The organism is Mariprofundus sp. NF, assembly GCF_013387455.1.
Classification (GTDB): Bacteria; Pseudomonadota; Zetaproteobacteria; order Mariprofundales; family Mariprofundaceae; genus Mariprofundus.
The window spans coordinates 421,171-447,970 of sequence record NZ_VWNC01000002.1 but is presented as its reverse complement, the minus strand read 5'-3'; the positions used below and the strand labels follow the sequence as shown (position 1 = coordinate 447,970).

The 26,800-nt window shown below is 52.6% G+C and carries 29 protein-coding genes, 1 tRNA gene, 1 pseudogene and 1 riboswitch; of the genes and pseudogenes, 21 read left to right on the top strand and 10 right to left on the bottom strand.

The window, feature by feature from the left end; translation table 11 throughout:
• Positions 1-6 precede the first annotated feature (6 nt).
• Positions 7-1,323 carry a DEAD/DEAH box helicase gene (locus tag F3F96_RS05150; RefSeq protein WP_176962156.1) on the bottom strand — a complete coding sequence of 439 codons (1,317 nt, stop codon included), beginning with the start codon at positions 1,321-1,323 and terminating at the stop codon, positions 7-9.
• Positions 1,324-1,464: 141 nt separating this feature from the next.
• Between F3F96_RS05150 and F3F96_RS05145 the strand changes: the two genes are divergently transcribed.
• The 11 genes from F3F96_RS05145 to ptsP all read left to right on the top strand — a co-directional run bounded on the left by F3F96_RS05145 (position 1,465) and on the right by ptsP (position 9,107).
• Positions 1,465-1,541 (top strand) — tRNA-Ile (locus F3F96_RS05145).
• 33 nt (positions 1,542-1,574) lie between these two features.
• Positions 1,575-1,808: a BolA family protein gene (locus F3F96_RS05140; RefSeq protein ID WP_176962155.1), complete on the top strand. Its 234-nt coding sequence runs from the start codon at positions 1,575-1,577 to the stop codon at positions 1,806-1,808.
• A 2-nt stretch (positions 1,809-1,810) separates the two neighbouring features.
• Positions 1,811-2,137: a Grx4 family monothiol glutaredoxin gene (gene grxD, locus F3F96_RS05135; RefSeq protein ID WP_176962154.1), complete on the top strand. Its 327-nt coding sequence runs from the start codon at positions 1,811-1,813 to the stop codon at positions 2,135-2,137.
• 188 nt (positions 2,138-2,325) lie between these two features.
• Positions 2,326-3,720, top strand: a complete 1,395-nt coding sequence (gene rpoN / locus F3F96_RS05130) for an RNA polymerase factor sigma-54 (protein ID WP_176962153.1) — start codon at positions 2,326-2,328, stop codon at positions 3,718-3,720.
• Between the two features lie 145 nt (positions 3,721-3,865).
• Positions 3,866-4,423 carry a ribosome hibernation-promoting factor, HPF/YfiA family gene (gene hpf, locus F3F96_RS05125; RefSeq protein ID WP_176962152.1) on the top strand — a complete coding sequence of 186 codons (558 nt, stop codon included), beginning with the start codon at positions 3,866-3,868 and terminating at the stop codon, positions 4,421-4,423.
• A gap of 18 nt (positions 4,424-4,441) precedes the next feature.
• Positions 4,442-4,882, top strand: a complete 441-nt coding sequence (locus tag F3F96_RS05120) for a PTS sugar transporter subunit IIA (RefSeq protein ID WP_176962151.1) — start codon at positions 4,442-4,444, stop codon at positions 4,880-4,882.
• Complete coding sequence (gene hprK, locus F3F96_RS05115) at positions 4,882-5,826, top strand: HPr(Ser) kinase/phosphatase (RefSeq protein ID WP_176962150.1); 945 nt, start codon at positions 4,882-4,884, stop codon at positions 5,824-5,826. Before F3F96_RS05120 ends, hprK begins: the two co-directional genes overlap by 1 nt.
• Positions 5,827-5,845: 19 nt before the next feature.
• On the top strand, positions 5,846-6,724 hold the full coding sequence (gene rapZ / locus F3F96_RS05110; RefSeq protein WP_176962149.1) for an RNase adapter RapZ: 879 nt from the start codon (positions 5,846-5,848) through the stop codon (positions 6,722-6,724).
• Positions 6,724-7,131, top strand: coding sequence for a PTS sugar transporter subunit IIA (locus F3F96_RS05105; RefSeq protein ID WP_176962148.1), 408 nt, complete (start codon positions 6,724-6,726; stop codon positions 7,129-7,131). Before rapZ ends, F3F96_RS05105 begins: the two co-directional genes overlap by 1 nt.
• Positions 7,132-7,134: 3 nt before the next feature.
• Positions 7,135-7,404, top strand: coding sequence for an HPr family phosphocarrier protein (locus F3F96_RS05100; RefSeq protein WP_176962147.1), 270 nt, complete (start codon positions 7,135-7,137; stop codon positions 7,402-7,404).
• A 2-nt stretch (positions 7,405-7,406) separates the two neighbouring features.
• Positions 7,407-9,107 (top strand): phosphoenolpyruvate--protein phosphotransferase, encoded by a 1,701-nt coding sequence (ptsP, locus tag F3F96_RS05095; protein ID WP_370465502.1) that lies wholly within the window; start codon positions 7,407-7,409, stop codon positions 9,105-9,107.
• Positions 9,108-9,382: 275 nt separating this feature from the next.
• Here ptsP and F3F96_RS12690 read toward each other — a convergent pair.
• Positions 9,383-9,811, bottom strand: a pseudogene (locus F3F96_RS12690) (PAS domain-containing protein); the annotation flags it as partial.
• 244 nt (positions 9,812-10,055) lie between these two features.
• On the opposite strand from F3F96_RS12690, the gene bioB reads away from it, so the two are divergent.
• Positions 10,056-11,042 (top strand): biotin synthase BioB, encoded by a 987-nt coding sequence (gene bioB / locus F3F96_RS05085; RefSeq protein ID WP_176962145.1) that lies wholly within the window; start codon positions 10,056-10,058, stop codon positions 11,040-11,042.
• Positions 11,043-11,068: 26 nt separating this feature from the next.
• Here bioB and F3F96_RS05080 read toward each other — a convergent pair whose 3' ends face one another.
• Positions 11,069-11,413 (bottom strand): hypothetical protein, encoded by a 345-nt coding sequence (locus tag F3F96_RS05080; protein ID WP_176962144.1) that lies wholly within the window; start codon positions 11,411-11,413, stop codon positions 11,069-11,071.
• A 99-nt stretch (positions 11,414-11,512) separates the two neighbouring features.
• Here F3F96_RS05080 and F3F96_RS05075 point away from each other — a divergent pair, with 99 nt between their 5' ends.
• Positions 11,513-11,794: a Dabb family protein gene (locus tag F3F96_RS05075; protein WP_176962143.1), complete on the top strand. Its 282-nt coding sequence runs from the start codon at positions 11,513-11,515 to the stop codon at positions 11,792-11,794.
• On the opposite strand, the gene yihA is transcribed toward F3F96_RS05075, so the two are convergent.
• Positions 11,791-12,411, bottom strand: a complete 621-nt coding sequence (yihA, locus tag F3F96_RS05070) for a ribosome biogenesis GTP-binding protein YihA/YsxC (protein WP_176962142.1) — start codon at positions 12,409-12,411, stop codon at positions 11,791-11,793. The genes F3F96_RS05075 and yihA overlap by 4 nt on opposite strands.
• A gap of 130 nt (positions 12,412-12,541) precedes the next feature.
• Between yihA and dusB the strand changes: the two genes are divergently transcribed.
• From dusB to F3F96_RS05055, 3 genes are read left to right on the top strand one after another with little or no spacing between them, the layout of a single operon-like run.
• Positions 12,542-13,570, top strand: a complete 1,029-nt coding sequence (dusB, locus tag F3F96_RS05065; protein WP_176962141.1) for a tRNA dihydrouridine synthase DusB — start codon at positions 12,542-12,544, stop codon at positions 13,568-13,570.
• Positions 13,539-14,576, top strand: coding sequence for a nitrogen regulation protein NR(II) (locus F3F96_RS05060; protein ID WP_241697652.1), 1,038 nt, complete (start codon positions 13,539-13,541; stop codon positions 14,574-14,576). The genes dusB and F3F96_RS05060 overlap by 32 nt, the downstream gene beginning before the upstream one ends.
• Positions 14,577-14,579: 3 nt before the next feature.
• Entirely contained in the window at positions 14,580-15,980 is a 1,401-nt protein-coding gene (locus F3F96_RS05055; RefSeq protein ID WP_176962140.1) for a sigma-54 dependent transcriptional regulator, read from the top strand.
• Positions 15,981-16,092: 112 nt separating this feature from the next.
• On the opposite strand, the gene F3F96_RS05050 is transcribed toward F3F96_RS05055, so the two are convergent.
• A complete protein-coding gene (locus F3F96_RS05050; protein ID WP_176962139.1) occupies positions 16,093-17,280 on the bottom strand; it encodes an NAD(P)/FAD-dependent oxidoreductase in 1,188 nt (395 codons plus the stop codon).
• A gap of 103 nt (positions 17,281-17,383) precedes the next feature.
• On the opposite strand from F3F96_RS05050, the gene msrA reads away from it, so the two are divergent.
• From msrA to F3F96_RS05025, 5 genes are all read left to right on the top strand, one after another.
• Complete coding sequence (gene msrA, locus F3F96_RS05045; RefSeq protein WP_176962138.1) at positions 17,384-17,980, top strand: peptide-methionine (S)-S-oxide reductase MsrA; 597 nt, start codon at positions 17,384-17,386, stop codon at positions 17,978-17,980.
• Positions 17,973-18,461 (top strand): peptide-methionine (R)-S-oxide reductase MsrB, encoded by a 489-nt coding sequence (gene msrB / locus F3F96_RS05040; RefSeq protein WP_176962137.1) that lies wholly within the window; start codon positions 17,973-17,975, stop codon positions 18,459-18,461. The genes msrA and msrB overlap by 8 nt, the downstream gene beginning before the upstream one ends.
• Before the next feature lie 70 nt (positions 18,462-18,531).
• On the top strand, positions 18,532-19,644 hold the full coding sequence (aroB, locus tag F3F96_RS05035) for a 3-dehydroquinate synthase (protein WP_176962136.1): 1,113 nt from the start codon (positions 18,532-18,534) through the stop codon (positions 19,642-19,644).
• Between the two features lie 90 nt (positions 19,645-19,734).
• Positions 19,735-20,715 carry a nicotinate-nucleotide--dimethylbenzimidazole phosphoribosyltransferase gene (locus tag F3F96_RS05030; RefSeq protein WP_241697651.1) on the top strand — a complete coding sequence of 327 codons (981 nt, stop codon included), beginning with the start codon at positions 19,735-19,737 and terminating at the stop codon, positions 20,713-20,715.
• Positions 20,716-20,844: 129 nt separating this feature from the next.
• On the top strand, positions 20,845-22,095 hold the full coding sequence (locus F3F96_RS05025; RefSeq protein ID WP_176962135.1) for a M48 family metallopeptidase: 1,251 nt from the start codon (positions 20,845-20,847) through the stop codon (positions 22,093-22,095).
• 255 nt (positions 22,096-22,350) lie between these two features.
• Here F3F96_RS05025 and F3F96_RS05020 read toward each other — a convergent pair whose 3' ends face one another.
• The 5 genes from F3F96_RS05020 to ahcY all read right to left on the bottom strand — a co-directional run bounded on the left by F3F96_RS05020 (position 22,351) and on the right by ahcY (position 26,650).
• A complete protein-coding gene (locus F3F96_RS05020; protein ID WP_241697650.1) occupies positions 22,351-23,805 on the bottom strand; it encodes an IS1182 family transposase in 1,455 nt (484 codons plus the stop codon).
• Positions 23,806-23,929: 124 nt separating this feature from the next.
• Complete coding sequence (locus tag F3F96_RS05015; protein WP_176962134.1) at positions 23,930-24,598, bottom strand: OmpA family protein; 669 nt, start codon at positions 24,596-24,598, stop codon at positions 23,930-23,932.
• Between the two features lie 52 nt (positions 24,599-24,650).
• The gene (locus tag F3F96_RS05010; protein ID WP_176961754.1) at positions 24,651-24,833 is read right to left on the bottom strand and encodes a hypothetical protein; all 183 of its coding nucleotides are present in this window, start codon (positions 24,831-24,833) and stop codon (positions 24,651-24,653) included.
• 67 nt (positions 24,834-24,900) lie between these two features.
• Positions 24,901-25,179, bottom strand: a complete 279-nt coding sequence (locus F3F96_RS05005; RefSeq protein ID WP_176962133.1) for a hypothetical protein — start codon at positions 25,177-25,179, stop codon at positions 24,901-24,903.
• Positions 25,180-25,243: 64 nt separating this feature from the next.
• Positions 25,244-26,650 (bottom strand): adenosylhomocysteinase, encoded by a 1,407-nt coding sequence (ahcY, locus tag F3F96_RS05000; RefSeq protein ID WP_176962132.1) that lies wholly within the window; start codon positions 26,648-26,650, stop codon positions 25,244-25,246.
• Positions 26,651-26,700: 50 nt separating this feature from the next.
• Positions 26,701-26,776, bottom strand: a riboswitch (S-adenosyl-L-homocysteine riboswitch).
• Positions 26,777-26,800 lie beyond the last annotated feature (24 nt).

Genomic DNA, 26,800 nt, shown 5'->3' with positions numbered 1-26,800 from the left:
CCGGGTTTAGCGGCGTGGGCGTCCGCCACCACCGCGACTGTTACGGTTGCCACCGGGGCGTCCTCCCGGTTTCGGACGATCATGTTGCTCAGCCTTATCCTCAGCTTTCAGTCCTTCAGCTGTAGCCTTCGGGCTGGTCGGCTTGCCGATCTGCAGCATGTCGTGCTCGATATGACAGATCGGAACCTGGCGGCTGATGTAGGTCTCGATATCGGGCAGGCCAAAACAGAAACGCTCGCATGAGAAAGAGATGGCCGTGCCTTTTGCGCCGGCACGGGCGGTGCGGCCAATACGGTGGACATAGTTCTCTGCATCTTCCGGAAGATCATAATTGAATACGTGGGATACGCCATCGATATGCAGGCCGCGACTGGCAACATCGGTGGCGACCAGCAGCTGTAGCTTACCGTTGGTGAAGTCTTCGAGGATGCGCGTGCGTTTCTGCTGACGCACATCGCCGGAGAGGATGCCGACGGAAAAACCGTAGCGAGCCAGATTGCGCGCCACTTTTTCACCGGTGCGCTTCTGGTTGATGAAGATCATGCCGCGTTTGACGTCGGCTTCGCGCAGCAGGTGAACCAGTAACGGGAACTTGTCATCCATACTGGTGTGGTACATCGATTCAGTGATGCCGGAGGCAGTCAGGTCGCCCTCTTCGGCGCGCAGCTTCTCAGGCTCGTTCATGTGCTCGTAGGCCATTTCCAGTACGCGGTGAGAGAGGGTGGCCGAGAACATCAGCGACTGGCGCTGATCATATTTGGGCAGGCGATGCAGCATAAAACGCAGATCATTAATAAAACCGAGATCGAACATGCGGTCGGCCTCATCGATAATCAGCATATCAGCTTTGGAGAGCGAATAGACCCGCTTCTTCAGGTAATCAATCAGACGACCCGGTGTGCCGATCAGGATGTCGACTCCTTTATCAAAACCAAGGCGCTGCTTCTCATAATCAACACCGCCGTAGACCGTGTGCAATTTCAGGCCGGTATGTTTTGCCAGTTTGGCAGCATCATCGGAGATCTGAACGGCCAGTTCACGTGTTGGCGCGATGATCAGTGCGCGTGGATGCTGCTTGTTGCGCCCCTGTTTGGGCTCAGTGGTGAGCAGACGATTGATGGCGGTGATCAGGAAGGTGGCTGTTTTGCCCGTGCCTGTGCGTCCCTGTCCGGCGACATCCTTGCCTGCCAGCGTTATCGGCAGGGCGATTTGCTGAACATCTGTCATCTCCGTAAAGCCAAGTTCCTCAATGCCTTTGAGTAGCGTTTCAGGGAGGTGGAGTTCGGTAAATAGGGTCGGTTTGATGACAAGGGTCTGTTTCATGGCGGCAACTGTACGCGCTCGGCGATTACCTTGCCACAAATGTTGATGATATTACCATTGCTGGTGACTAATTCCACACGCCGCTTGGGATTGCAGTCCGGGATTATTGGCCCTAGTCTGCCCGCCTGCCGTGAAAACGACGGGCTCATGGCGCAATTGGTTAGCGCTACCGGCTCATAACCGGTTGGTTCCAGGTTCGAGTCCTGGTGAGCCCACCATTTCTAGAAACAATAACAAGAGACAGGACGTTTATGACACCGACACCCGAAGAGATTGCAGTGATGGTTAAACAGGGGCTTCCCGATGCAATCGTGGATGTACGCCTCTATTCCGGCGATGACCACTTCGAGATGGAGGTTGTCTCGGCAGCATTTGCAGGCAAATCACGCATCGCTCAGCATAAGATGGTTTATGCCGCGCTGGGTGATCATATGAGAGAGGCGATTCACGCATTGGCGTTGAAAACCTCGGTTCCCAAGGAGTAGACATGAGCGAAACAGTATTAGATCAGATTGATCAGGTGGTTAAAGGAAACGATATCGTTCTGTTTATGAAGGGCACTCCGGATTTCCCACAGTGCGGTTTCTCTCAGCGCGTGGGCGGCATCATCTCCAGTTATGAGATCCCCTTTGCTGCGGTCAATGTGCTGCTGAGCGAAGAGATTCGTCAGGGCATCAAGGATTACTCTGATTGGCCAACAATTCCACAGCTTTACATCAAAGGTGAATTCATTGGCGGATGCGATATTGTCTCTGAAATGCAGGAGAATGGTGAGCTGGCTGAACTGCTGGCGCCGCTGAAAAAAGAAGCGTAAGCTCTCCGAACAAGCTTCCAACCAACTATTTTGACTTGTGGTTTTGTGCGATTTGGGTTATAACAAGGATGTTGATGGTACTCTATTTCTATTTCCAAAGCGACTCTCCAAGCGGAACCTCTCCGCAGCAGCAACTCTACAACCTGAACGCCAAGCAAATGACAGAAGTGGGCGCTTTTTAATAACTGATGGAAACTAAACTTACCCATAAACTCGGTCAGCGTCTGGCACTGACCCCACAACTGACCCAGAGCCTCAAGGTTCTGGCAATGAACTCAATGGAACTGGAGAATTATCTCGAGGAGTCCATTGAGTGTAATCCGATGCTGGATATGGATCAGGGTTCATTCACCCCGCCTGAATCAGGGGCTCAGGAGCAGCGCGCTATTGAGATGGATGAGCGTGAGCAGTGGAAAGAGCAGGGTGACAACCGTTGGGAGACGCTCTACTCCTCCTCCAGCCGTGACAGCATGCCTGATCGTGAGCAGCTCTGGCAGGGCGAGCAGAATCTGGGCGATTCACTGCATGAGCAGGTGGATCGGCAGCCGATGAATGACATTGAGCGCGAACTGGCCCATGCCATGATCGACTCCCTTGATGATGATGGTTATTTCCGCAACGATCCGAAGGAATTTGCAGCTGAAATGGCTGAGCAGATGACCGTTGATAGTGAGATGGTTGAAACCGTACTGACACAGGTGATTCAGCAGCTTGAACCGGCCGGTTTGGGTGCGAGGGATCTGACTGAATGTCTGTTGATGCAACTGGATGGCGAATCTGAGATTGATCTCTGGGTGCAGCGGCTGCTGCTCCATTTTCCACTGGAGTTGTTTGGCTCCGATGCCGATCTGGCGAAAAAAGCGGAGTGCACAGAGGAGATGGTCGCTCAGGCACGTGCCCGTATGCGTCGCCTTGACCCCTTTCCCGGCCACGGCATGCATGGTGATAACAACTTCTATATCCGCCCGGAAATCATTTTCCGCCGCACCAGCGGCAATGAGATTGAGGTGGAGGTTCCGGCATCGGGCTGGCGCGGTATTCGCCTCAATGAGCAGTGGCAGACGCATGAGTGGAAAGGCAAAGATAAAGATTTTATGAGTCAGGCGATGAAGGAGGCCAAATGGCTTCTGCATGCACTGGATCAGCGTAGTGAGACACTGATGAAGGTCGCACTCTGTCTGGCCCAGCGTCAGCGTGCCTTTCTTGAGTATGGCGTATTGGGGCTGAAGCCACTGACACTACAGGATGTAGCTGAAGAGGTTGGCCTGCATGAATCAACCATTTCACGTGTTACCAACGGCAAATTTGCAGATACACCGATCGGCATGATTGAACTGCGCCGCTTTTTCTCTGCTGGTCTGCCGACACGTGGTGGTGGTACTATCTCTGTCTATCGTGTGCAGCAGCGTGTGAAAGCGCTGATCGACTCAGAACCGGTCGGAAGACCGATCTCGGATCAGGCGATTGCAGATCGCCTGCAGGCCGAGGGGATCGAAATTGCCCGCCGTACGGTGGCCAAGTACCGGGAACAGTTAGGGCTGCCTCCGAGCAGCCAGCGCAGGCGTGTCGCAAAATCACGTTAAGGCCGGTGTAACACAACCGGCCGACTGATGATCTGAAGATCAGTTCATCAAGCAATCGGGAGCGAGGCAGCAGGCGCGCGCCCAAAAGTAGAGAGTCCATGGAAGGGTTTTCTACTATATTCAATCCAATGTGGAGGTAACAACTATGCAAGTATCCATTACCGGACGTCATGTAGAACTCACGGATCCGCTTAAGGCGTATGTGGACGACAAACTGCAGCATCTGAAACACTCTTTCGACCATGTCGTAGATGTTCATGTTGTTTTGTCGGTTGAGAAATTTCGCCAGCGTTGTGAAGTCAGCATGCAGGCCAGTGGTATTAATATCCACGGCAGTCACGAGACGGAGGATATGTATGCATCGATTGACGGCGTTGTTGATAAGCTGAATCGTCAGCTCAAACGTTATCGTGCAAAACTTCGCCGCCATCGCGGTGATGCGGCTGGTCGCGAAATCAAGGTCTCTCATAAGGTTCTTGATATGGCCGTCGACAAGGATGAACTGACTGAAGATCATCAGCCTGAAACTTTGCGTCATGAGCAGATTGACGCCAAGCCGATGAGTGTCGATGAAGCTGTGATGCAGCTGGAGCTTGGCAGTCGCGATCTGATTTTCTTCACCAATGGTCAGACCGAGCAACTGAATGCAGTTTACCGTCGTGCTGACGGTGCATTGAGCTGGATCGAACCTGAAGCCGCTTAATTTCAGGATGTTTTGAGCGTGGACCTTTTAACGCCCGAGCATGTGCTGCTCGACTCAGCTGCCTTAAGTAAACGGGGGCTGATCACCGAGATGGCTAACCTGTTGACCTCCATCGACCCGGATCGGGTGATGGAGGTCGTCATGGCCCGTGAGCACCTTGGCAGCACCGGCATCGGCCATGGTGTTGCCATTCCACATGGGCGTATGCCAGACCTTCCTATGCCTGTGTTGGCACTGGCAAGGCATCCACAGGGGGTCGATTTCGACTCCATTGATGGCGAACCGGTCTATATCGCCGTGATGTTGCTGGTTCCCGATTCGGATGATCGACAACATCTTGAACTGCTGGCCCAGCTGGCCAGGACACTGCAGCAGGAGAGTATCAGGGATCAGGTGATGCAGGCTGATAGCAGTGAAGCAATTGCAGCACTGTTTGCTGATCGGGTGAGGCTGGCCTGATGATTCAGGCCCGCCGTATCACGATTCGTGAGCTGCTGGCCGCACAGGGTGATGCTGCAAAAATGCATCTGGTAGCCGGCGAAGCCGGTCTGGACCGTTACATTGATCACCCGCGCATGCAGAAGCCTTCACTGGCTTTTGCCGGATTTATTGAAAACCTGAGCGATTACCGTCTGCAGGTGATCGGAAAAACCGAGTTGAACTACCTTGCTACCCGTTCACCTGAGGAGCAGAAGCGTGTTGTCGATGCTGTGTTTGAACTACGCCTTGCCGGTGTAGTGATTACGCGTAATCAGCAACCTCCTGCAATCATTCTTGAGGCGGCCAGACGTACCGATACGCCGCTGCTGCTATCAGAATTTCCCAGCTCAACCTTTATGACCAATATGATGCTTTTCCTCTCGCATCGGCTGGCGCCAGTGGTCTATCAGCATGGCGTCTATATGGATGTCTTTGGACTTGGTGTGCTGATTACCGGCTCCAGCGGTATCGGCAAAAGTGAGGTCGGGCTTGAGTTGATATGTCGTGGTAATCGCCTGATTGCTGATGATATGGTCGAGTTTTCACGTAAAAGCCCCACCACTATAGTCGGTCGCAGTCCGGACACACTGCGTTATCATATGGAGATTCGTGGTCTGGGTATCCTTAATATCCGTGACCTCTATGGTGCCGCTGCGATCACTGATGCCAAACGCCTAAGTATGGTGGTGGAGCTGGTGCCGTGGGATCAGGTGGCAGCCGAGGATCGCGTGCTGGGTGAAGAGAGTGAGATCGAAATTCTTGAAGTGCCGATTGCCCGTGTTCCGATTCCGATTCGTACCGGCCGTTCGCTGGCCATCCTGATTGAGGTGGCAACACGCAACCAGCTACTCAAACAGCGTGGTATTTATAGCGGCGAAGCTTTTGTACAATCCCTTCAGGAACGCATCCAGAAGGGAGGGTGATCGTGTTAACAGGCCCTAAATGCTTCTAATCAGCGGGCTCTCCGGAGCAGGTAAAAGTACCGTATTGCATGCGCTGGAAGATGCAGGTTTTTTCTGCACCGATAATCTGCCGCTGGAGATGCTGCGGGAGTGGTCGATGATCATGCAGGCACGCAAACGCCCTGCCGCGGTATGCCTGGATGCACGCAGTGGTTTTACTGCCCAGGCGATCCGTAGAACCATTGAAGAGAATCTGGCTGAGGATGAGTGGCAACTGCTGTTTGTTGAGGCTGAGGATGAGGTGTTGCAACGCCGCTTCTCAACCGTCAAACGCAGGCATCCCTATCCGGCGGGCGTGGATCTGATGGATTCGATCAGGCAGGAGCGTGAGAGTCTGCTGCCGATCAGAAGTATGGCTGATCTGATTCTCGATAGCAGTCACCTGACCCCCTATGAACTGGCTGACAATGCTGAGCAGTTCTGGCGTAAGCCGGGTTCAAAACGACATCGCATGAGCTGTACTGTGATGTCATTCAGCTACAAACATGGACTACCAGCCATGGCCGATATGGTGTTTGATATGCGTTTTTTACCTAATCCTCACTATCTGCCTGAATTGGCTCAGCAGACAGGGCGCGACAGTGATGTAATCGCCTTTCTGGAGGCTCGTGATGAGGTCGGGGAGGCGCTAGAGAGGGTTTGCCAGTGGCTGGCTTTTTCCTGGCCGATGATTCAGAAAGAGAGAAAACAATATTTCACCATCGCTTTCGGCTGTAGTGGCGGCCGTCATCGCTCAGTCTATATGGCAGAGAGGCTGGCTGACTGGTTAAAGGCTGAAGAGATGGCACTACCGGTAATCCAGCATAGAGAGCTGGCTATTGTCGAGCGCAGACATGCCGGGCAAGAGGGAGAAGAGTGATGATCGGAATCGTATTAATCGGCCATGCATGCATTGCATCTGAGATGCTTAAAGCACTGGAGTATGTTGTTGGTGAGCAGCCGCTGATCGATGCGATTGATGTGGTAACCGGGCAATCGCCTGAAGAGCTTGCCAAGGCTCTGGATACACGCATTCGCGCCTGCGATATTGGTGATGGCGTGCTGGTGCTGGCAGATATGTTTGGTGGTACGCCATGCAATGTGGCGATGGGAACCCTTGCCAAGGGGCAAGTCGAGGTGGTCTCAGGGTTTAATCTGCCGCTGCTGGTCAAGGCTGCAACGCTGCGCAGTTCAGCGCATGATCTTGCTGCTTTTGCCGAGCAGGTAGTAGAGGCGGGCAGGATGTATATGCGTATCGCTCCGCACGGCACAAGGGTGAGGAGTTAAGTCATGGCTGAGCGGCTGATCAGAATTCAAAACAAGTTGGGATTGCATGCGCGTGCATCAGCCAAGCTGGCTACTGAAGCGAGTCGTTTTGAATGCGAGGTGACGCTGGTAAAAGATGAGATCGATGTGAACTGTAAGAGCATTATGGGCATTATGATGCTGGCTGCCTGCAGAGGCACTGAGCTGATGTTGCGCGCTGAAGGGCGGGATGCTGATGCTGCTCTGGATGCCATCGAAGCACTGGTCAATGATCGTTTTGGAGAGGGTGAATAGGGGTGCCGGTTACCGAGATGCCAGCAGTGCAGCAGAAGCTTCGCCGTGAGGGCAGAGCCGCAGCATCGAGCTCCGGCATCATTATCGGTCACGTACAGAAACTTCGCCATGGCAGGCAGCCGATTCCGGAGCACTCCATTGAAGCTTCTGAGGTTCGATCAGAGGTGTTGCGCCTGCTCGGTGCCATTGATGAGGCGCGCTCGGAGGTCGATTTCGAACGCAGCCATCTGTTGAAAACCGGCACCAATGATATGGTAATTATGCTTGATGTGCATCGCATGCTGATTGCCGATCCCGAGCTTCTGAATCGAGCCAGTAACCGAATTGTCGAGAGCCAGATCAATGCCGAGTGGGCACTCAGGCAGGAGATGGATGCGATTCAGCAGACCTTTGAGCAGATCGAAGATGAGTACCTGCGCAACCGTAAGGATGATGTCGAACATGCAGGCAAAAGGATTCTGCGCCATCTGCAGGGCACTCAGTCAGGCATACGCTCCAGTCTTGAAGAGGCGCGAAACATCAGCAAAACCATTATCTATATCGGTGAAGATTTCTCTGTTTCCGATATGGTGATGATGTGGCGGCGCGGTGTGGCCGGTGTGGTGATTGAGCAGGGTGGGGTGGATGCTCACAATATTATTGTCGCCCGAGGTATCGGTCTGCCGGCCATGGTGGGTGCGGTTGGTATCCTCAACGACATTGAAGATGGCGACCTGCTAATCCTTGATGCTGAAAGAGGAGTCTGGATTCATAATCCCACGCCTGAAGAGGAGGCAGCTTATGCCGTCACCATTGACTCATTCTGGCAGGCACAGGTGGAGCTGGAGGCCTATGCCGGTATCGCTTCAACGAGTCTGGATGGTCATCCGCTCAAACTGATGGCCAATATTGAATTTCCCGAAGAGCTGGATGTTGCCGAGCAGGTTGGTATCGATGGCATCGGTCTCTACCGCAGTGAGTTCCTCTTCCTTAATACCCCGGATATACCCGATGAAGAGCAGCAGTTTGAGCAGTATGTCTCTCTTGTTCGGCGAATGCCTGGTAAACCGGTCACCATGCGCCTGCTTGATGTCGGTGGTGATAAACCGTGGCACTACCATCAGCTCACCTCCAATATCGAAGGCGGCGCAAATCCGGCCATGGGGCTAAGAGGTGTGCGACTGCTGCTGCGCTGGCCCGATATTCTGCGCACGCAGTTGCGGGCTATGCTGCGCGCCGCTGAAGAGGGTGAGGTGCATATCCTTATTCCGATGGTTACCAATTGCGATGAGGTGAACTGGGTGCGTGAGATGGCCCTGCAGTGCCGTGAAGAGCTGGGGCTGACCAAGCCGGTCTCAATCGGTACCATGATTGAGGTGCCAGCCAGCGCACTGATTGCCGATGATCTGGCCAAAGTGAGTGATTTCTTCTCTATCGGCACCAACGATCTGATGCAGTACACGCTGGCTACGGACCGCACCGATGATGAGGTGGCTGATCTCTATCAATCAGGCCACCCGGCTATTCTTCAGCTTATTAAACTTGCTGCTGCCGCAGCCAAAAAAGAGGGTATTCCGATCGCGCTTTGTGGTGAGCTCTCTGCCAAGCCCGAGTGGACCGAAACCCTGCTTAATCTTGATATGGACGCGCTGTCGATGAGTCTGAATAAGCTACTATTGATTCGTCGTCAGCTTAGCCAGCTGAAATACAATCCGACGCTTTAGGTTGTTCTCAGCAGGTTGTGTCGATGTCTGAATCAAGTGTTTGTATTATGTTGTGAATCCAGTTTATCCTTATATGTCTTGAGGAAATCTTCTTTGCAGTCAGGGCACATGCCGTGAGAGATGTCAGCCTCGGTGTGACTTATCATATACTTTTCAACAGAAATCCACTGATTATCAGAGTCCTTAATTTTATGGCCGCACCATCCACATATTGGAATGATACCACCAATGGTTTTGATGGCTTTCAGAGCCATCTGCAGTGCCTCGTTTGAGGCTTTAAGTTCCGTATTAGAGTCCTGAAGAGACTGTTCCAGCGCTTTTCGTTCACTGATGTCGAACATAAAGCCTACCAGCGAATCCACCTCGCCATCTTTACGTGCCACATGCACCACGTCCCGGATCCATATATATCCGCCATCTTTTTTCAGGGCTCGATAATCAGCCTCATGGTTGATTCCAGCCTTAGATTGAGCAACACAATAATCGACAACATGTTGTCGATCATCCGGGTGCATTCGTGCCGCCCAGTCCTCTGCGCTTTTCCAACTCGATGGTGACCAGCCAAGCAGCTCTTCAATTTGCGGGCCAATATAGTCAAAGGTCATGGTTGCCCAATTTATTTTCCATGGAATGGCCAGCGTGGATTCCAGCAGGGTTTTATAAACATTGCTGTTGATTGTGATAACAGAAGTATGATCGGACATGTTTGACTCCAACTATACAGTCATAATAAATGAAAAGTGATCATGATGTAAGTGGAAAATAACTTATTCTTGCCAGCAATTCTCAAGGCAATAAAAAGGTGAAAGCAGCACAATGATAGAAAAACAACCCAACTTAGCCTGTCACTAATCTGTGGCGCTCCGTTTAGTGCATCATTCAACTTTTGCCCAAATGGCTCAAGCCGTTTACTCTTCGCCGCCCAAAGGTTAACCGTAGGAGAGAAGCATGCGTTTTGATTGGACAGTTGATGAGATTCAAGAGCTATTTGAGATGCCGTTTAATGATCTGATGTTCCTGGCTCAGCAGGTACACCGTGGCAACTTCGATGCCAATGAGGTTCAGCTCTCTACCCTGCTCTCGATCAAAACCGGCGGCTGCCCTGAGGATTGCAAATACTGTCCACAAAGCTCGCGTTACAATACCGATGTTGAATCCGAACTGCTGATGAAAAAAGCGCAGGTGATTGAAGCGGCGAAAGCGGCGAAAGAGAAGGGTGCATCACGTTTCTGTATTGGTGCGGCATGGCGTGAGCCAAAAGGTCGCGCTTTTGATCTGGTCTGCGATATGATCTCCGAGATCAAAGAGATGGATATGGAGGCGTGTGCCACACTCGGTATGCTCACCCCCGATCAGGCGCATAAACTCAAAGGTGCAGGTCTGGATTATTATAACCACAACCTCGATTCCGATCCTGAATATTACAAAGAGGTCATTTCGACCCGTACCTACGATGAGCGACTTGATACCCTGAAAAATGTGCGTGCTGAAGGTATGAGCATCTGCTGTGGCGGTATTGTCGGCATGGGCGAATCACGTCGTCATCGTGCCGGTCTTGTTGCTCAGCTGGCGCGCATGAGCCCGCATCCTGAGTCTGTGCCGATCAATATGCTGGTCAAGGTTGAAGGCACGCCGGTTGCTGAAGATGAGCAGTTTGCTGATACGCTGGATAACTTCGAATTCATCCGCACCATCGCCGTCTCCCGCATCACTATGCCTGCTTCACATGTACGTCTCTCCGCCGGTCGTGAAGAGATGAGTGAAGAGATGCAGTCGCTCTGCTTCCTGGCTGGTGCCAACTCCATCTTCTACGGTGAGAAGCTGCTCACCACCGGCAATCAGGAAGCCAGCAACGATCAGAAGTTGTTTGAGAAACTCGGTCTGCGCCCGATGGAGAACCCAACCCCGTCCAGCCGCCGCATGGCCAACGCGTAAGTCATCTAGCTTAAGTCAGATCCCTGTCAGTCGGGCAACAGCGTAATCGTTGCCTCGGCTGACTTTTTATCAATTTCAATCATCACTTCGCAGTGCTCATTGCACTCATCAATTGGCGTTGGATCATCCGAACAACTGCATCCGGCTATAATGGCTTTATAAAAGATACCCGCTTTCACCCGAATAGATGATTCGGTTTCCTGCACATTGAGAATCATCGCTTGAATATCATCATCCAACGCATGACTGCCCGTCGTCAGCCCCTGCTGTAGTGGCAACTCGTTAGCCGACAACCCTTCAATTTCCCGCATAAGCACGGCCTTGAAATCGGCTGTGCCCCATGCGCTAATAGCTTGAGTGAATTGAGTCATGATGGAATGTGTCCGAATACCCGCATTAATTCATATTGCCATATGGGCGCTAACTGACAAGGGTCTACATTATAAAAAGATTATTTTAGGGGAATGTGAATGGTTAAACATATCGTGATGTGGAAATTGAAAGATAAGGCTGATGCTGCGGAGATTAAGGCGCGGCTGGAGGCTTTGCAGGGCAAGATTCCGGGGCTGATCAAGATTGAGGTTGGGATCGACTTTCTGGAGTCGGAGCAGTCTGCGGATGTGGTGCTCTATTCAGAATTGGAAGACAGAGCTGCACTGGAAACTTATCAGGCGCATCCCGAACATGTTGCAGTGATTCCACTTGTGAAAGGCGCAGCTGTTGCCCGCACCGTGGTCGATTACGAGGTTTAATCCTCGATGTCGGGGATAAGACCGGCGTAGGGTGATCTGAACGCCTCTTCCTGAACTACGGCACGAAGTTTATCGATGCCCATGCCTTTCAGGCTTGAGGTTGGAATCGGGGACAGCCCCATTGCATCAAACATCTCTTTCAGGCGTTTGCCGCGATTGTTGCCGGTCAGTTTGTCGGCTTTGGTGGCCACAGGCAGCCAGCGCAGACCGGCTTCGTTGAGATATTCAATCAGCTGCATATCGGAATCTTTAGGGCCGTGGCGGATATCGAGCAGTAGTAGCACCAGTTTCAGGTCGGCGTTGGCCATGTAACCTTCAATCATAGTGATCCAGCGTTTCTGCTCTTTCTTGGGCGCACGGGCATAACCGTAACCGGGCAGATCGACCACCAGTAGCTGATCATCAACATCAAAGAGGTTGAGCAGACGAGTGCAACCGGGATTCTTGGAGGTCTTTACCAATCCTTTGCGACCAAACAGCGAGTTCATCAGTGATGATTTTCCCACGTTGGAGTGGCCCGCCACAGCGATCTGAGGCAGATCGATATCGGGAAACAGTTTCGGATCGGCTACCGATTGAATGAAGGTGGTACTGGGCCAGTGAATGGTTCTACTCATGCCCCCAAGGCTGACGATTGCTTAAAGTAAGTGCAATCAGTGTTTATAAGGCTGGTGCATTGGTTGTGCTTAAGTAAGATTGCCCAAATATTAGGCAGAAAAGGCGTGAGCCTTTTGGAAGGATGTTGCATTGAACAGAGATAACCATCTTCTCCCGGGCTTTAAGCTGGGAAATTATAATATCGATGTACCGCTGGTGCTGGCACCGATGGCGGGCATTACTGACCTGCCGTTTCGTAAGATATGCAAACGCTTTGGCGTAGGGCTGATGGTGACCGAGATGATTGCATCGCGGGCTGTGGATATGGGGCGCGTGCGTACCGAGCGCATGGCGGAGATTGGGCCGGATGAGCACCCTATTTCGATTCAGGTTGCAGGTTCTGATCCGGTGTTTGTGGCTGAGGCGGCGCGCTGGGCGGTTGGTCATGGTGCCGATTTCGTTGATATTAATATGGGGTGCCCGGTAAAGAAAATATGCAAACAGAGTGCAGGCTCGGCGATGCTCAGGGATGAGCCGCTGGTGGCACGTGTACTGGAAGCGGTGGTGAAAGCGGTAGAGGTACCGGTCACCCTGAAGATTCGTACCGGCTGGGATGACTCATCGAAGAATGTGGAGAATATCGCCCGCATTGCTGAAGAGAGTGGTATCCAGCTGCTCACCGTACACGGGCGCACGCGTGCTCAGATGTTTCATGGTCACGCCCACTGGGAAGATATCGGTCTGGCCAAAGCGGCCTGCTCGATTCCTGTGATCGGCAATGGCGATATTGTTGATGGCGAAACAGCCAGAGAGATGATCCGTATCTCCAATTGCGATGGTGTGATGGTCGGGCGTGCTGTGCAGGGTAATCCGTGGGTGCTGGCAGAGGTCTATGCTGCACTGATTGGTGCAGAGAAGCCGGCTGCGCCGACTGCAGAAGAGCGCTGGGCTGTTGTGCATGAACATATGCTCAATCTGGCTGAACATCACGGTGTGCAGTTTGCCTCAAAAATGGCCCGTAAACATGTGCTCTGGTACAGCAAGGGGTTGCGCGGCTCCGCCGACTTCCGGGGTCACTTTCAGGTGGAGACCGACTGGCAGAAGATGCTCGATAGTGCCGAGGCCTATTTCCTGGGGCTGGCTGTTGATGATCAGAGCGAATTGGCCGATGCTGCCTGATTCGATGTCACTCTCGGTAGTGCCTGTGCCGATGCTGTTGCTGGATGATGAGGCTCGGGTGCTTGGTTGTAATATTCCGGCTCAGGAGGCGTTGGGGAAATCGGAACGCCGACTGATCGGCTTGCACATCTCCGATCTTTTCTCTCCCAAGGTGGAGATCGAGAATCTCTTTGCGCGGCTGACCCCCTACAGCGGTGTCTCCGATCATCAGATCTGTATCCTTGCCACCGGCATGCCTGTATCTCTGCATCTGGGCTGTCATGATGAGGGTATCTCCGCCCTGTTTATTCCCGAAGCGGCACGTGCCGAGGTGGAGCAGCATGCCAAACGCCACGAGATGGCAGAGTCAGTGGCGCGGATTGCGCTGGAGATGGCGCATGAGGTGAAAAATCCACTGGCCGCACTCAGAGGTGCAGCCCAATGGCTCTCCGAACAGAAGGATATCCCGACAAGTAACAGAGAGGCGGTAGCGCAGATGCTGCTTGGTGTGGATCGCATCCGTGATCGTATTGATGCCTTTCTGCAGGTCGGGCCAAGGGCACAGGTGGCCATGGAGATGACCAATATTCATGCCCTGATTCAGGATGTGATCGTCTATCAGAAGGGTATTCAGGTGCATCGGGTGTTTGATCCGAGTCTGCCTGAGACGCTGGTGCATCCGGCCCGGCTCAGACAGGCCCTTGAGAATCTTTGGCAGAACGCTGTCGAGGCGGCCGATAGCAGTATCGAGTGGCAAACGCGCATGGCGCCACTGGTGCATCTGCCTGGGCACAGTGGTCAGGTGATGGAAATTCGTATCACCAATGATGGTCGCATGGTGCCGCAGGAGCTGCGCGAGCGGTTGTTTGATCCCTATGTGACAGGCAAGTCGCGTGGCAGTGGCTTGGGGCTGGCGCTGGTGGAGCGGGTGATGGTGGAGCATGGCGGCAGGGTAAGTGTGCGCAGTGAAAATGGACGCACCACCATGACACTGCATCTGCCGATAAAGCAGTTGGAACAGGAGTAGAAGATGCGGGCATTGGTGATTGATGATGATGAGGGAATCCGCTGGGTTCTTGATCGGGTATTGCAGGAGGAGGGGTTAGAAGTAATCCAGGCAGGCACGATTGGGGAGGCTGAAAAGGCGCTGGCTGAACATGAGATCGATATGGCCTTCCTTGATGTCTATCTGCCTGATGGCAACGGCATGGATCTGCTTGCTTCGGGCGTGTTTACCATGCCTGTGGTGATGCTGACTGCCGAAACCACCTTCGGTCATGCCGCTGAGGCCTACCGCATAGGCGCAATGGAGTATCTGCCCAAACCGTTTGATCTGGATGAGGTGCGTCAGCTTATTCAACGAGTACGTCCGCAGAAAAAAGCTAAAAAGAGTAAACCTGTCATCAATGTGAAGCACGATATGATTATCGGGCGTAGTCAGGCGATGCAGAATCTTTTTCGTACACTCGGGCGTGTGGCCGCCTCCGATCTTACCGTGCTGGTGACCGGTGAATCGGGAACAGGTAAAGAGATGGTGGCGCGAACCCTGCATGATCGCAGTCAGCGGGCAGACAAAGCCTTTGTAGCCATCAATACCGCTGCGATCCCTGCCGAGCTGCTGGAGTCAGAGCTGTTTGGTCATGAGAAGGGTTCATTTACCGGTGCCGATAAGTTCCGCGAAGGGCGCTTTGAACAGGCTGATGGCGGCACCCTGTTCCTTGATGAGATTGGCGATATGCCAGCTGCTCTACAGGCCAAGCTGTTGCGCGTGCTGGAAGAGGGGCGTGTGCAGCGTGTCGGTGGCAGTCAGTCCAAAGTGGTTAATGTGCGACTGCTTGCAGCCACCCATCAGCATCTGCCTGAGAAGATCAAAAAAGGGGAGTTCAGGGAGGATCTCTACTATCGCCTGAATGTGATCCCGGTACATATCCCGCCACTGCGTGAGCGGCGTGATGATATCAAGGAGCTGGCCAACTTCCTGCTTGATCAAGCGGTGGAGGAGCTAGGTATGGAGGCACCTATCCTGCTGGATGATGCAGCCGATCTGCTCACCCGCCACGACTGGCCGGGCAATGTACGCGAACTGAAGAATGTGATGCGCAGGCTGGCAGTACTCACGCCGGGAGCCAGCATCACCCTCTCCGATGTGGCACTGGCGCTGGGTAATGTTGATAACATGCAGAAGGGTGAGGAGACACTTTCGGACGCGGTGACCCGCTGTACGCGCCAGTATCTGCATCAGCTCGGTTATGCCAAAGCGATCAATATGTATCAGCATATGCTTGAGCAGGTGGAGCCACCGCTGCTGATTCTGGCTATGGAACGCTGCAATGGTAATCAGCTGAAAGTAGCTGATATGCTGGGATTGAATCGTAATACCGTGCGTAAACTATTGAAAAAATACAATATCGATGCGGCATATTTTAGATAGATCGTTAGATACGGAATGCGGGCGTCCTGCCCTTATCCTTTAACGCACCCACAAAAGCGTGGTTTTGCGGGAGCTCACTAAAGCCGCACCTCTTGTGCGGAAGTAGTGCTTCTTAAATGAGGCCTGCAACGGCGAGGCCGGCGGTGTAACCGGATGACCAGGCCCACTGGAAATTAAAACCACCCAGATGGCCGGTCACATCGACCATTTCACCGATGAAATAGAGCCCGGGGACCTTTCTGCATGCCATGGTTTTGGATGAGAGTTCATTGGTGTCAACGCCACCTACGGTCACCTCGGCAGTGCGATAGCCCTCTGTGCCGTTGGGTTTAAGGCGCCAGTGGTGCAGTTGATCGGCCAGCTGTTCAATCTGTTTGTCACTGAGCTGCTGCATGCGTGTTTCATCGATATATCCACTGGTAAGAAGCTGCACCAGTCGCTTGGGCAGTAGTTCGGCAAGCACTGTCGAGAGTTGCGCCAGTGGGCGGGAGAGCTTTTTCAGTTTCAGAAAGGTGGTGATCTCCTGCTCCGGTAACAGATCGATCTCCACTTCATCGCCGGGCTGCCAGTAGGATGAGATCTGCAGTATGGCCGGGCCTGAGAGGCCGCGGTGGGTGAAGAGCATCGCCTCCCTGAACAGTTTACCCCGACAGCGCACAGCAACATCAACTGAGATGCCTGCCAGTGTCTGCAGCGCCTCCTTCTCTCTGCCGGTGAAGGTGAAGGGTGCAAGACCAGCCACAGGTGGAATGATTTTCACTCCGAACTGCTCAGCCAGCTTCAACCCGAAGGCGGTGGCTCCCATTTTGGGGATGGAGAGGCCACCCGTTGCGATCACCAGACTTTCAGCCTGAAAGAGTCCTCTGTCGGTAGTCACTTCAAAATGGTCGTTTTTTCTCACATCTGTAACTGTGGTCTGCAGCTGAATCTTCACACTATGTTCGCGACAGGGTCGCAGCAGCATCTCAACAATCTGTTTGGCAGACTCATCACAGAAGAGCTGGCCGTGGTCGCGTTCGTGGTAAGCGATGCCTGCCTCTTCGACCATCGTAATAAAATCGGCGGCGGTGTAACGGGAGAGCGCTGACTTGCAGAAGTGAGGGTTGTGCGAGAGGTAGTTGGCGGCAGTGACTGAGCGGTTGGTGAAGTTGCTGCGTCCGCCACCGGAGATAAGAATCTTTTTGCCCACCTTCTCGGCATGATCGAGCAGCAGCACCGATTTTCCACATGTGGCAGCGGTTCCTGCACACATCAGCCCGGCCGCACCGGCACCGATCACAATCACATCATAACTATCCATAGCCCGATTGTGCACATCATCGACGCATCATTCATCTGAAATTCAGAATTAATCTGTAATGATCCGCCAATCTGGTCGTCTAACAGGGCGAACAGGAGGTTTTATGAAGCGAATATTATTACTGGTGATGGTGAGCCTCATGACAATGGTGAGCAGTGCACAAGCAGAAGAGAGAGAAACGGCGACCTTTGCGGCGGGCTGCTTCTGGTGCATGGAGCACCCTTTTGATGAGTTGCCCGGTGTGATCTCGACCACCTCCGGTTACACCGGTGGCTTCAAAGATCAGCCGACCTATAAGGAGGTCTCGGCAGGTGCGACAGGTCATACCGAGGCGATTCAGATCGTGTTTGATCCGGTGCTGGTCAGTTATGAGAAACTTTTAGAGGTTTACTGGCGAAACTCTGATCCGACGACTGCCAACCGGCAGTTCTGCGATGTCGGCTCACAGTATCGCCCTGGCATCTTTTATCACTCTGCGGCACAGCAACAGGCGGCAGAAGCATCGAAAATGTCCGTGCAGCAGAACAAACAGTTCAGAGAGGATATAGTGACTGAGATTAGCAAAGCGACCACTTTCTGGCCTGCTGAGGAGTACCATCAGGACTACTACCTGAAAAATCCGGTTCGTTATAAATTCTACCGGTATAATTGTGGCCGTGATCAGCGACTACAGCAGCTATGGGGAGGCAGCCATGAATAGGCGCGGCTTCCTGCGATTGAGTCTGGTTGCCGGCCTGATTCTGGTGGCCCCGCGTCTGCTCAAAGCTGGCAGTGAGAGGAGTGTTTCGATGATTGAGAAGATTGAAAAAACGGATGCTGAATGGCGTAATATATTGACCGATGCGCAGTTTGATGTGTTGCGCAATGAGGGAACTGAACCTCCTTTCAGCAGTGATCTGAACAAGCAGTATGGCAAAGGCGTGTATCACTGTGCCGGCTGTGATCTTGAGCTGTTCAGTTCCGAGACAAAGTTCGACAGCGGCACCGGCTGGCCAAGCTTTTATGCGCCGATCGAAGGGCATGTCGAGACCAGACGCGACTTCAAGCTGATCCTGCCTCGCACCGAGTACCACTGTGCCCGCTGTGGTGGTCATCAGGGACATGTGTTCAAAGATGGGCCTGAACCGACAGGGCTGCGTTACTGCAACAACGGTGTAGCGCTGAAATTCATTGCCGCCTGATCACAGAGGGGATGTTTATAACGGTTTTTTCCGGCTTCTCTGACGGCCGGGAAAATGTCAGACTCCGCTGATGGCTGAATCAGAAGTGAACATACATAACTACCATGTTGATCTGGGAGTGCGCTCCTACGATATCCATATTGAACCCGGCTGTCTGGATGGTCTTGGACAGGAGATGGCCAAGCTGTTTGCCAGACCGACCCGCTGCATGGTGATCAGTAATGTGACCATTGCGCCACTGTATATGCAGCGCGTGCGCAGTTCACTGGAGCAGGCTGGCTGGGCAGTTTCTGAATGTATCCTCGCTGACGGTGAACGCTACAAAACCATGGAGAGTTTCGGCTTGATTATGGATGCCTTGATGGAGAGTAAACTCTCACGCAATGAGCCGATTATCGCACTCGGTGGCGGTGTCGTGGGTGATATGAGCGGTTTTGCAGCTTCATGTTATCGGCGTGGTATCCCCTTTATTCAGGTGCCGACAACGGTGTTGGCGCAGGTGGATTCCAGTGTGGGTGGTAAAACCGCAATCAACCATCCGCACGGTAAAAATATGATTGGCGCCTTCTACCAGCCGAAGCTGGTCTGGATTGATCCGAAGGTACTGACAACGCTTGAGATGCGTGAGATTAGGGCTGGTATCGCTGAAGCGATAAAATATGGACTAATTCGCGATCCGGACTTCTTTGCATGGATGCAGGATAATGAGCAAGCTGCACTCGATCTTGATGCCGATGTGCTGGCACGCATGATTCACACCTCCTGCCGTCATAAGGCTGAAGTGGTGATGGCTGATGAGACCGAACAGGGGCAGCGTGCCCTACTCAATCTTGGCCACACCTTTGGCCATGCCATTGAGTCGATGACCCACTACAGCACCTATCTACATGGTGAAGGTGTGGCCATTGGTACAGTGATGGCCGCACGCCTCTCCGAGCAGCTGGGTTATGCGCCTGAAGGTACAGAAACTTCGATTCGGGCCTGTTACCAGCGTATCGGCCTGCCGGTTGCTGTGCCTCAGTTCTCAGCCACGCAGTGGCTGGATGCGATGGGGCATGATAAGAAGAATGTCGGCAGTCGAATCCGGTATATTCTGCTGCGTGGTATCGGCGATGCTTTCCTTGCCGAAGATGTCGATCCGGATGCGATTATTCGACTGATAGACTCCTTCCGGCATGGCTGACCTTGGAAGGGTCGCAAAGATCGTCGTTTAGACTATACTGGTAATTAGAGCTACAAACCAAAAGATCGCTTAGGTACAGGAGAGAGAGTGATGATGGAAATCCCTGCCATTAATTCGGATCATGATCATCGCAGTGCGCTGCTGCAGCCCGTTGGCTGTCTGGGCAGACTGGAAGATGTGGCCAACTGGATTGCCAAGCGCCAGGGCAAGCTTCTGCCTGATAATTTGAAACCGGCCATTGTCATCTTTGCTGCCGATCACGGCGTAACCTCTGCACTCACGCATCCTGAAGCCGGACCAAGCACAGCAGAACGGGTTATGCATGCAGTTTCAGAGCAATCGGTTATTCGCAAGCTGGCTGAAGAGGCTGGCGCATCACTGACCATTGTTGATCTGGGTGTCAAAGGTGAGCTCTCTGGCGTAGAGGTTGATGTGGTTCGGGAGTCTGGGTCAGCCGATATCAGGGTCGAATCGGCAATGAGTGAAGCGCAGTATTGGGAAGCGGTTGGCATTGGTGAAGAGCTGGCTGCACGTGCTATTAGTGAAGGCGCCAATCTGCTTACAGCAAGCTCGCTTGTCTCCGGTGATCGTGTGGCCGTTGCAGCTCTGATCTGTGAACTTGCAGGTGTTGCGCCTGAAGAGGCGCTGGAGGCGAGCAGTCACAAAACCTATGCAGAGGAGTTGATGGCTGTAGAGGTGGCGCTTGATCGCGCTCAGGGCACCTCTTCTCACGATATCCTGCGAGAGGTGGGTGGTATTGAGCTGGCAGCTATGGCTGGCTTCTATCGGGCCGCAGCGCGTAAGGGTGTACCGGTTCTTCTCGATGGTAAGGCATCAGCTGCCGCGGCTCTTGCAGCAGCAGCATGGGATGTGCGTATTACCGGCTGGATGCTGGCTAGCTTTGTCTCTGAGGATCGTGCTCACATTCTGGCACTTGAGGAGCTGGGTCTTGAACCTTTGATGCATCTGCAACGTAGTTTAAGCGGTGCCAAAGGGGCAGCCCTGTTGATGCCTCTACTGCAATCATCACTGGCTCTGCATCGCGGCTTTGCCACTGTCGAAGAGTTTTAAATTTTCCATTACGTTTAACCAATAGGGGCTGATCTGGCGTGCTGCTTTGACTGCGCACCGCCTGCTTGCAGAGTTACCTTCTCACAGGTTCTGTTGAATACTTACACTATATTTTTTGAGGTGATATTGATGATGGCATGGACATGGATGGTTTTCGGTTTTGCACTGCTGGCGACAGTGACGGGTCTCTACCTCTCTCTGCGACAGAAGCGTTCGGTTGAATCTAACAGAGGAATAGTGCCTGCCCGTTTTGCTGAAAAGGTGTCAATAACTGCACATCAGAAAGCGGCTGATTATACAGCTGCCAAGCTGCGTCTGGGCTCAATCGGAAGCATCTGGGGTCTGCTGCTGCTGGCCATCTGGACAGTCGGTGGCGGGCTGGCGTGGCTGGGTGATCTCTCTGCATCGTTCGAGCTCTCTGTTGTCTGGAGCGGTGTCCTGTTCATGTTGCTGTTCTTCCTGATCGGCTCCCTTATCGATCTGCCGCTGGAGCTGTATGGCACCTTTGCCATCGAGGCACGTTTCGGATTCAATAAAATGACTCTGCCGCTCTTCTTCAGTGATATGGCTAAACAGTTTGTGCTGATGCTGGCTATCGGAACGCCGTTGGCATGGGTGATCCTGACGCTGATGCAGAGTACAGGCTCACTCTGGTGGCTCTACGCATGGCTCTTCTGGACAGCATTTATGCTGTTGATGATGTGGGGTTATCCGACGCTGATAGCGCCTCTGTTTAATAAGTTCGAACCGTTGGCTGATGGCGAGATGAAATCAACCATTGAAGCGCTGTTAAAGCGCTGTGGTTTTGAGAGTAACGGCCTGTTTGTAATGGATGGTTCCAAACGTTCAAGCCATGGTAATGCCTACTTTACAGGTCTGGGTAATGCCAAGCGCATCGTCTTTTTTGATACCCTGATCAATCAGCTGGAGCCGATAGAGACTGAGGCGGTGCTGGCGCATGAGCTAGGCCACTTCCATCATGGGCATGTGAAAAAAAGGTTGGCGGTGATGGTCTTCACTACCCTGATCGGTTTTGCGCTGCTTGGCTGGTTAAGCCAGCAGTCATGGTTCTATGCAGGGTTAGGTATCACTGAGCCATCAGATGCTGCGGCCCTGCTACTGTTTATGCTGGTGATGCCGGTCTTTACCTTTGTGCTGACACCACTGATGAGTTATTTCTCACGCAAAGATGAGTTTGAGGCCGATGCTTATGCCGTGGCCAACAGCAGCGGTGAAGCACTGGTTTCAGCGCTGGTGAAGATGTATGAAGACAATGCTTCTACGCTGACACCTGACCCTGTTTATAGCGCATGGCACGATTCACATCCGCCTGCACCGATCCGGATTGATCATATCGAGTCCCTACTTCCCAAGAGCTGACGGCTTATTGCCCAAGGCTGAGCTTTGTGGGTGTTTGAAAAACATACTTTTCGCAAGGGATCAGTTCGATACTCTGCGGAGAATCACCATTCGGCAGGAGAGCCGAATGGGACGAGCTTCAGCTCGCCCAAAGGGTGAGCCACATGGATGTGGCGAATCACAAAAAAAAGCGCCCCATCGGGGCGCCAGATCGCTGACAAACCCTGCATTTCCGGATGTGGGGTTTGTTTTTTTGTGGCTGGACTTGATGATCGGTCAGGCTAATTGTCGACGTAATTGACCTGAAGCCAGGGTCATGTCGCAGATGAGACGAAGCAATCTCATGCAAAAACTGTTTTTAGCATCGAAATCATCCTGTTTTTCAGGTTTGCAAAGCAGCAAAGCCATCTTCTTCATATTCTGACATGCAGCAGCAAGCAGACACTGCTCCTGCGCCCGCAGCATCCCACGCATGCGCATGTACCTGTGCCCATGTAACTGCTTGGCATCGGCGAAGCTGCGCTCCACCGTTTCCTTTCGTCGTTTGTAGATCGCCTTGCCTTTGCGAGTGGTTCTCCGCAGATCCACGGTTTCCTTGTGATCTTCCCATACATGCCGGGTGACTGTTTTGACGCACTGCGCATTGCTGGTGCACTGACCTCGCAGAGGGCAGTCACGGCATTGTTCCGGATTGGATCTGTATTCCCGATAACCATTCCGGTTGGTGGTACGATAGGTCAGTACCTTGCCATTGGGGCAGCGATAAACATCAGCCTCTACATCATAGATGTAGTCGCGCTTGTACAATCTCCCTTTGATGTGGTTCGGTCGGCGATAGCCGATGACACCGTAAATCTCCCGATCTTCCAGCCCTTTGCAGATCGGAGCATTCATGTAACCGGCATCAAGGCCTACGGCTGCGGTGGAGAAACCAAACCTTTGCCTCTGTCGATCCAGTCTCTCCAGATAAGGGATACTGTCGTGCACATTACCTGAGGTAACATAGGTATCGGTGATCAGATTATGTTTACCGCATGTGGTACGGTGATCGAGATAGAAGAAACCTTTTGGCTTACCTTCACGCACCATATAACCACTGTCCGGGTCGGTCGTGCTGGATTTTATCTCACGACTGGCAGGTTCTTTTATCTTCTTTGCCATAGGCTTCTTGCCGTGCGCCTTACGGTCAGCATTAATCGCTGCTTCCAGTTCGTCCAGATAGCCACGCGTGGAGGATTCGACTTCTATCTTCTCAAACCGGTGCTTGTTGGCACTCGCCTTCAGGTGTGTTGAGTCGGTATAGAGAACCCGGCCATTGACCAGCTTCTTCCTCATCGCCTGCATCACGATCTCATCGAATATATCCTGATAAACCGTACTCTCGGTAAAACGCCTGCGCCGGTTCTGGCTGAAGGTCGATGCATCTGGAATCTTGTCCGTCAGACCAAAGCCGATGAACCAGCGGTAAGCCACATTCACCTGAATATCCCGCACCAGTTGACGCTCTGAGCGGATGCCTTGCAGGTAACCGATAAACAGCATCTTGAACAGCACAACAGGATCTACAGCAGGACGACCGTTATCGGCACAGTAAAGGCCCTTCACCTTTTCCCGTATAAATTCGAAATCGATAATGTGGTCGATCTTGCGTAGCAGATGGTTCTTTGGAACAAGATCCTCGATACTGACAAATTCAAGACTAATTTGTTTGTTGGATGACTTTCGTAACATCCTTTAATCATACAGAAACCTGACCCTTAAAAAAACAAAATCCCCACCATAAGGCGAGGACTTTGTCAGCAGTCTGGCGCCCCATCGGGGCGCCTTTTTAAGAGATTAACAGACTCTTCGCTGTTTAGTTTTCAACCAGGAAGATATCAACACGACGGTTTTTGTTGCGCCCTTCAACAGTGGCATTATCAGCAATAAAGTCTGTGGCACCAAAACCCTGGGCATGAATTGCTTCAGCAGGGATACCTGCGTTCCTGAATTCAGCTGCAATCGCGCTGGCACGTGCCTGACTCAATGCAACCTGAGAATCAAAACTGTGTGCAGAGCGTTGTTTGCCGCTGTAGCCGCCAATGGGCTCATCATCACAGTAACCGCGAACCTCGATAGTCTGGGTGCGAGGCTGAGCAAGAAACTTTTTCGAGAGATCTTTGATGGTGCGTCTGGTCTGAGAGGTCACAGCTGTCTGGCCTGATTTGAATGCAATTCTGACCCAGAGCTGCTCTTTAACAGCAGCTGCGGCAGCAGCCTCTTCGGCGGCTTTCTTCTGCTTCATCGCCGCCAGCGCTGCCTGTTGCTGTTTGATCTCTTCTCTTAGCGCTGCCGCTTCATCGCGCAGTGCGACATCACCGGTAGATTCATCTGCAGCCGGAGCTACGTGCTCAGCCTGCTGCGGCCGATCCTGTGTGATCGGCGTGCCATCGGGATATGCATCAAAGAGAAATGCATCAATAGCCGCGCAGCCTGAGAAGAGCGGTAGCAGTAGAATGATTAATGAAACCCTTAACTTTGACATAAATCTTATCTCCTGATCTGTTCGTGGAGGAACTGTTCGTAGAAGAACAATCCTATTTTCCTTTCAGCGCTTCCAGCTCAGCCTTTTGCTGATTGATCTCATTGCGAAGTGCAGCAGCCTCAGCTTTCAGTCGCTGGTTGTCGCTCTGAATATCAGCATCTGAAACTTGTGTGCTATCACTGGCGCAGCCGGAGAAAAGTGTAAACAGGGCAGCGAGTAAAACGGTTCTTAACATATTAGATCCTCCCACAAATGTGAGAATAGGCCATTTTCAGGAATCCGCAAGACGTTGTATAAAGCTGTTACTCATAGACAGAGCGCAAGCCCTTTAAAAAACGGTCACCTCGGGTCTGTTGCCCTTCCAGGACGGCATATGGGTCCTCGCCGAGTGCTTTGACCGATTCATAGGCATAGGCGCGTTTGGTATCTTCGGTCATGCGCTGCCAGTCAGAGGCATCAACAATGCCGTCATCAGTCAGATCAAAGCGGGCATCCACTGTCAGTCCGCCTGCCGCCCAGCTGTTGCTGACCAGTAAAAAAGCAAAAAGGGTAGCGGCTAATAGAGACGTTTTTGTATCCATAGCTGCTACCCTCCCTGTGCTGTTGTGTGACTACTTTATCTGGGTGCGAACACCCGGACCACTATTAATAGCGGTAGTGGTTTGGTTTGTACGGACCTTCTACCGGCACGCCGATATAGTCAGCCTGCTCCTGCGAAAGTGGCGTCAGATTAACACCAACCTTAGCCATATGCAGTCGTGCTACCTCTTCATCCAGTTTCTTAGGCAGTGTGTACACTTCATTCTTATACTCACCGGTCTGCGTGAACAGCTCGATCTGTGCCAGTGTCTGGTTGGTGAATGAGTTGGACATCACGAAACTTGGATGACCTGTTCCGCAACCCAGATTCACCAGACGGCCTTCAGCCAGCAGAGTGATGCGGTTGCCATTGGGGAAGATAATCTGGTCTACCTGCGGTTTCACATTGTCCCACTCATATTTCTTCAGGCTGGCAACATCGATCTCATTATCGAAGTGGCCGATGTTGCAGACGATGGACTGATCCTTCATCGCAATCATGTGGTCGTGGGTGATGACGTGGTAGTTGCCTGTGGTGGTGACGAAAATATCGCCCAGTGCACATGCTTCGTCCATATTTACAACACGGTAGCCTTCCATCGCCGCCTGCAGTGCGCAGATCGGGTCAATTTCGGTTACCCAGGTGGTGGCACCCATGCCGCGGAACGCCTGTGCACAACCTTTACCCACATCACCATAACCGAGTACAACGCAGATCTTGCCGGCAATCATCACGTCAGTTGCGCGTTTGATGCCATCGAGCAGGGATTCGCGGCAGCCGTAGAGGTTGTCGAACTTGGATTTGGTTACTGAATCATTCACGTTGATAGCAGGGAACGGAAGCTCGCCACGCTCAAACATCTGATACAGACGATGTACACCGGTGGTGGTCTCTTCGGTTACGCCACGGATCGCATCGCGACGGGTAGTGTAGTAACCAGGCTGAGAGGCCAGACGTTTCTTAATTGATGCGAAGAGGGCTACTTCCTCCTCACTGCCTGGATTATCCAGTACCGAAGCATCCAGTTCAGCCTTGGCGCCCAGAACCAGCAGGGTAGTAGCATCGCCACCATCATCGAGAATCATATTTGGTGTGCCGCCATCATGCCATTCCATAATAGAGTGGCAAAACTCCCAATACTCTTCCAGCGTCTCACCCTTGTGGGCAAAAACCGGAATGTTTTCAGCAGCAATAGCTGCAGCAGCGTGATCCTGCGTAGAGTAGATGTTGCATGATGCCCAGCGCACTTCAGCACCCAGTGCAGTCAGTGTTTCAATCAACACGCCGGTCTGGATGGTCATATGCAGGGAGCCTGCAATGCGTGCGCCTTTCAACGGCTGGGATGCCGCATACTTCTCGCGGGTCACCATCAGGCCGGGCATTTCAGTTTCGGCGATGGTCAGCTCTTTACGACCCCATGCAATGGTTTCAGGGGACATATCGGCTACTTTATAATCGGTAAAATCAGACATTCTCATACTCCTATGGCTCGCCCGAGTGCTTTTCAAATGACCCAGGCATAAAAATATGAGCACCGTTGAACATTTTTCGACTGAGCCTGGTGCCGCTGTAGCGGCACTGCAGTGCTCCTCAGTCTGGAAGCAAATCGACCACACAAAGGT

Coding starts and splice junctions, on each gene's coding strand:
- F3F96_RS05030 (WP_241697651.1), top strand. CDS start 19,735: ATGATGGAAATCCCTGCCATTAATTCGGATCATGATCATCGCAGTGCG.
- grxD (WP_176962154.1), top strand. CDS start 1,811: ATGAGCGAAACAGTATTAGATCAGATTGATCAGGTGGTTAAAGGAAAC.
- msrA (WP_176962138.1), top strand. CDS start 17,384: ATGAAGCGAATATTATTACTGGTGATGGTGAGCCTCATGACAATGGTG.
- F3F96_RS05005 (WP_176962133.1), bottom strand. CDS start 25,179: ATGGATACAAAAACGTCTCTATTAGCCGCTACCCTTTTTGCTTTTTTA.
- yihA (WP_176962142.1), bottom strand. CDS start 12,411: ATGAGTAGAACCATTCACTGGCCCAGTACCACCTTCATTCAATCGGTA.
- bioB (WP_176962145.1), top strand. CDS start 10,056: ATGCGTTTTGATTGGACAGTTGATGAGATTCAAGAGCTATTTGAGATG.
- F3F96_RS05010 (WP_176961754.1), bottom strand. CDS start 24,833: ATGTTAAGAACCGTTTTACTCGCTGCCCTGTTTACACTTTTCTCCGGC.
- F3F96_RS05055 (WP_176962140.1), top strand. CDS start 14,580: ATGCGGGCATTGGTGATTGATGATGATGAGGGAATCCGCTGGGTTCTT.
- rpoN (WP_176962153.1), top strand. CDS start 2,326: ATGGAAACTAAACTTACCCATAAACTCGGTCAGCGTCTGGCACTGACC.
- rapZ (WP_176962149.1), top strand. CDS start 5,846: ATGCTTCTAATCAGCGGGCTCTCCGGAGCAGGTAAAAGTACCGTATTG.
- F3F96_RS05140 (WP_176962155.1), top strand. CDS start 1,575: ATGACACCGACACCCGAAGAGATTGCAGTGATGGTTAAACAGGGGCTT.
- F3F96_RS05150 (WP_176962156.1), bottom strand. CDS start 1,323: ATGAAACAGACCCTTGTCATCAAACCGACCCTATTTACCGAACTCCAC.
- F3F96_RS05015 (WP_176962134.1), bottom strand. CDS start 24,598: ATGTCAAAGTTAAGGGTTTCATTAATCATTCTACTGCTACCGCTCTTC.
- F3F96_RS05020 (WP_241697650.1), bottom strand. CDS start 23,805: ATGTTACGAAAGTCATCCAACAAACAAATTAGTCTTGAATTTGTCAGT.
- F3F96_RS05060 (WP_241697652.1), top strand. CDS start 13,539: ATGATCAGAGCGAATTGGCCGATGCTGCCTGATTCGATGTCACTCTCG.
- F3F96_RS05080 (WP_176962144.1), bottom strand. CDS start 11,413: ATGACTCAATTCACTCAAGCTATTAGCGCATGGGGCACAGCCGATTTC.
- F3F96_RS05025 (WP_176962135.1), top strand. CDS start 20,845: ATGATGGCATGGACATGGATGGTTTTCGGTTTTGCACTGCTGGCGACA.
- F3F96_RS05050 (WP_176962139.1), bottom strand. CDS start 17,280: ATGGATAGTTATGATGTGATTGTGATCGGTGCCGGTGCGGCCGGGCTG.
- F3F96_RS05100 (WP_176962147.1), top strand. CDS start 7,135: ATGGCTGAGCGGCTGATCAGAATTCAAAACAAGTTGGGATTGCATGCG.
- aroB (WP_176962136.1), top strand. CDS start 18,532: ATGGCTGAATCAGAAGTGAACATACATAACTACCATGTTGATCTGGGA.
- hprK (WP_176962150.1), top strand. CDS start 4,882: ATGATTCAGGCCCGCCGTATCACGATTCGTGAGCTGCTGGCCGCACAG.
- msrB (WP_176962137.1), top strand. CDS start 17,973: ATGAATAGGCGCGGCTTCCTGCGATTGAGTCTGGTTGCCGGCCTGATT.
- ahcY (WP_176962132.1), bottom strand. CDS start 26,650: ATGTCTGATTTTACCGATTATAAAGTAGCCGATATGTCCCCTGAAACC.
- hpf (WP_176962152.1), top strand. CDS start 3,866: ATGCAAGTATCCATTACCGGACGTCATGTAGAACTCACGGATCCGCTT.
- F3F96_RS05075 (WP_176962143.1), top strand. CDS start 11,513: ATGGTTAAACATATCGTGATGTGGAAATTGAAAGATAAGGCTGATGCT.
- F3F96_RS05105 (WP_176962148.1), top strand. CDS start 6,724: ATGATCGGAATCGTATTAATCGGCCATGCATGCATTGCATCTGAGATG.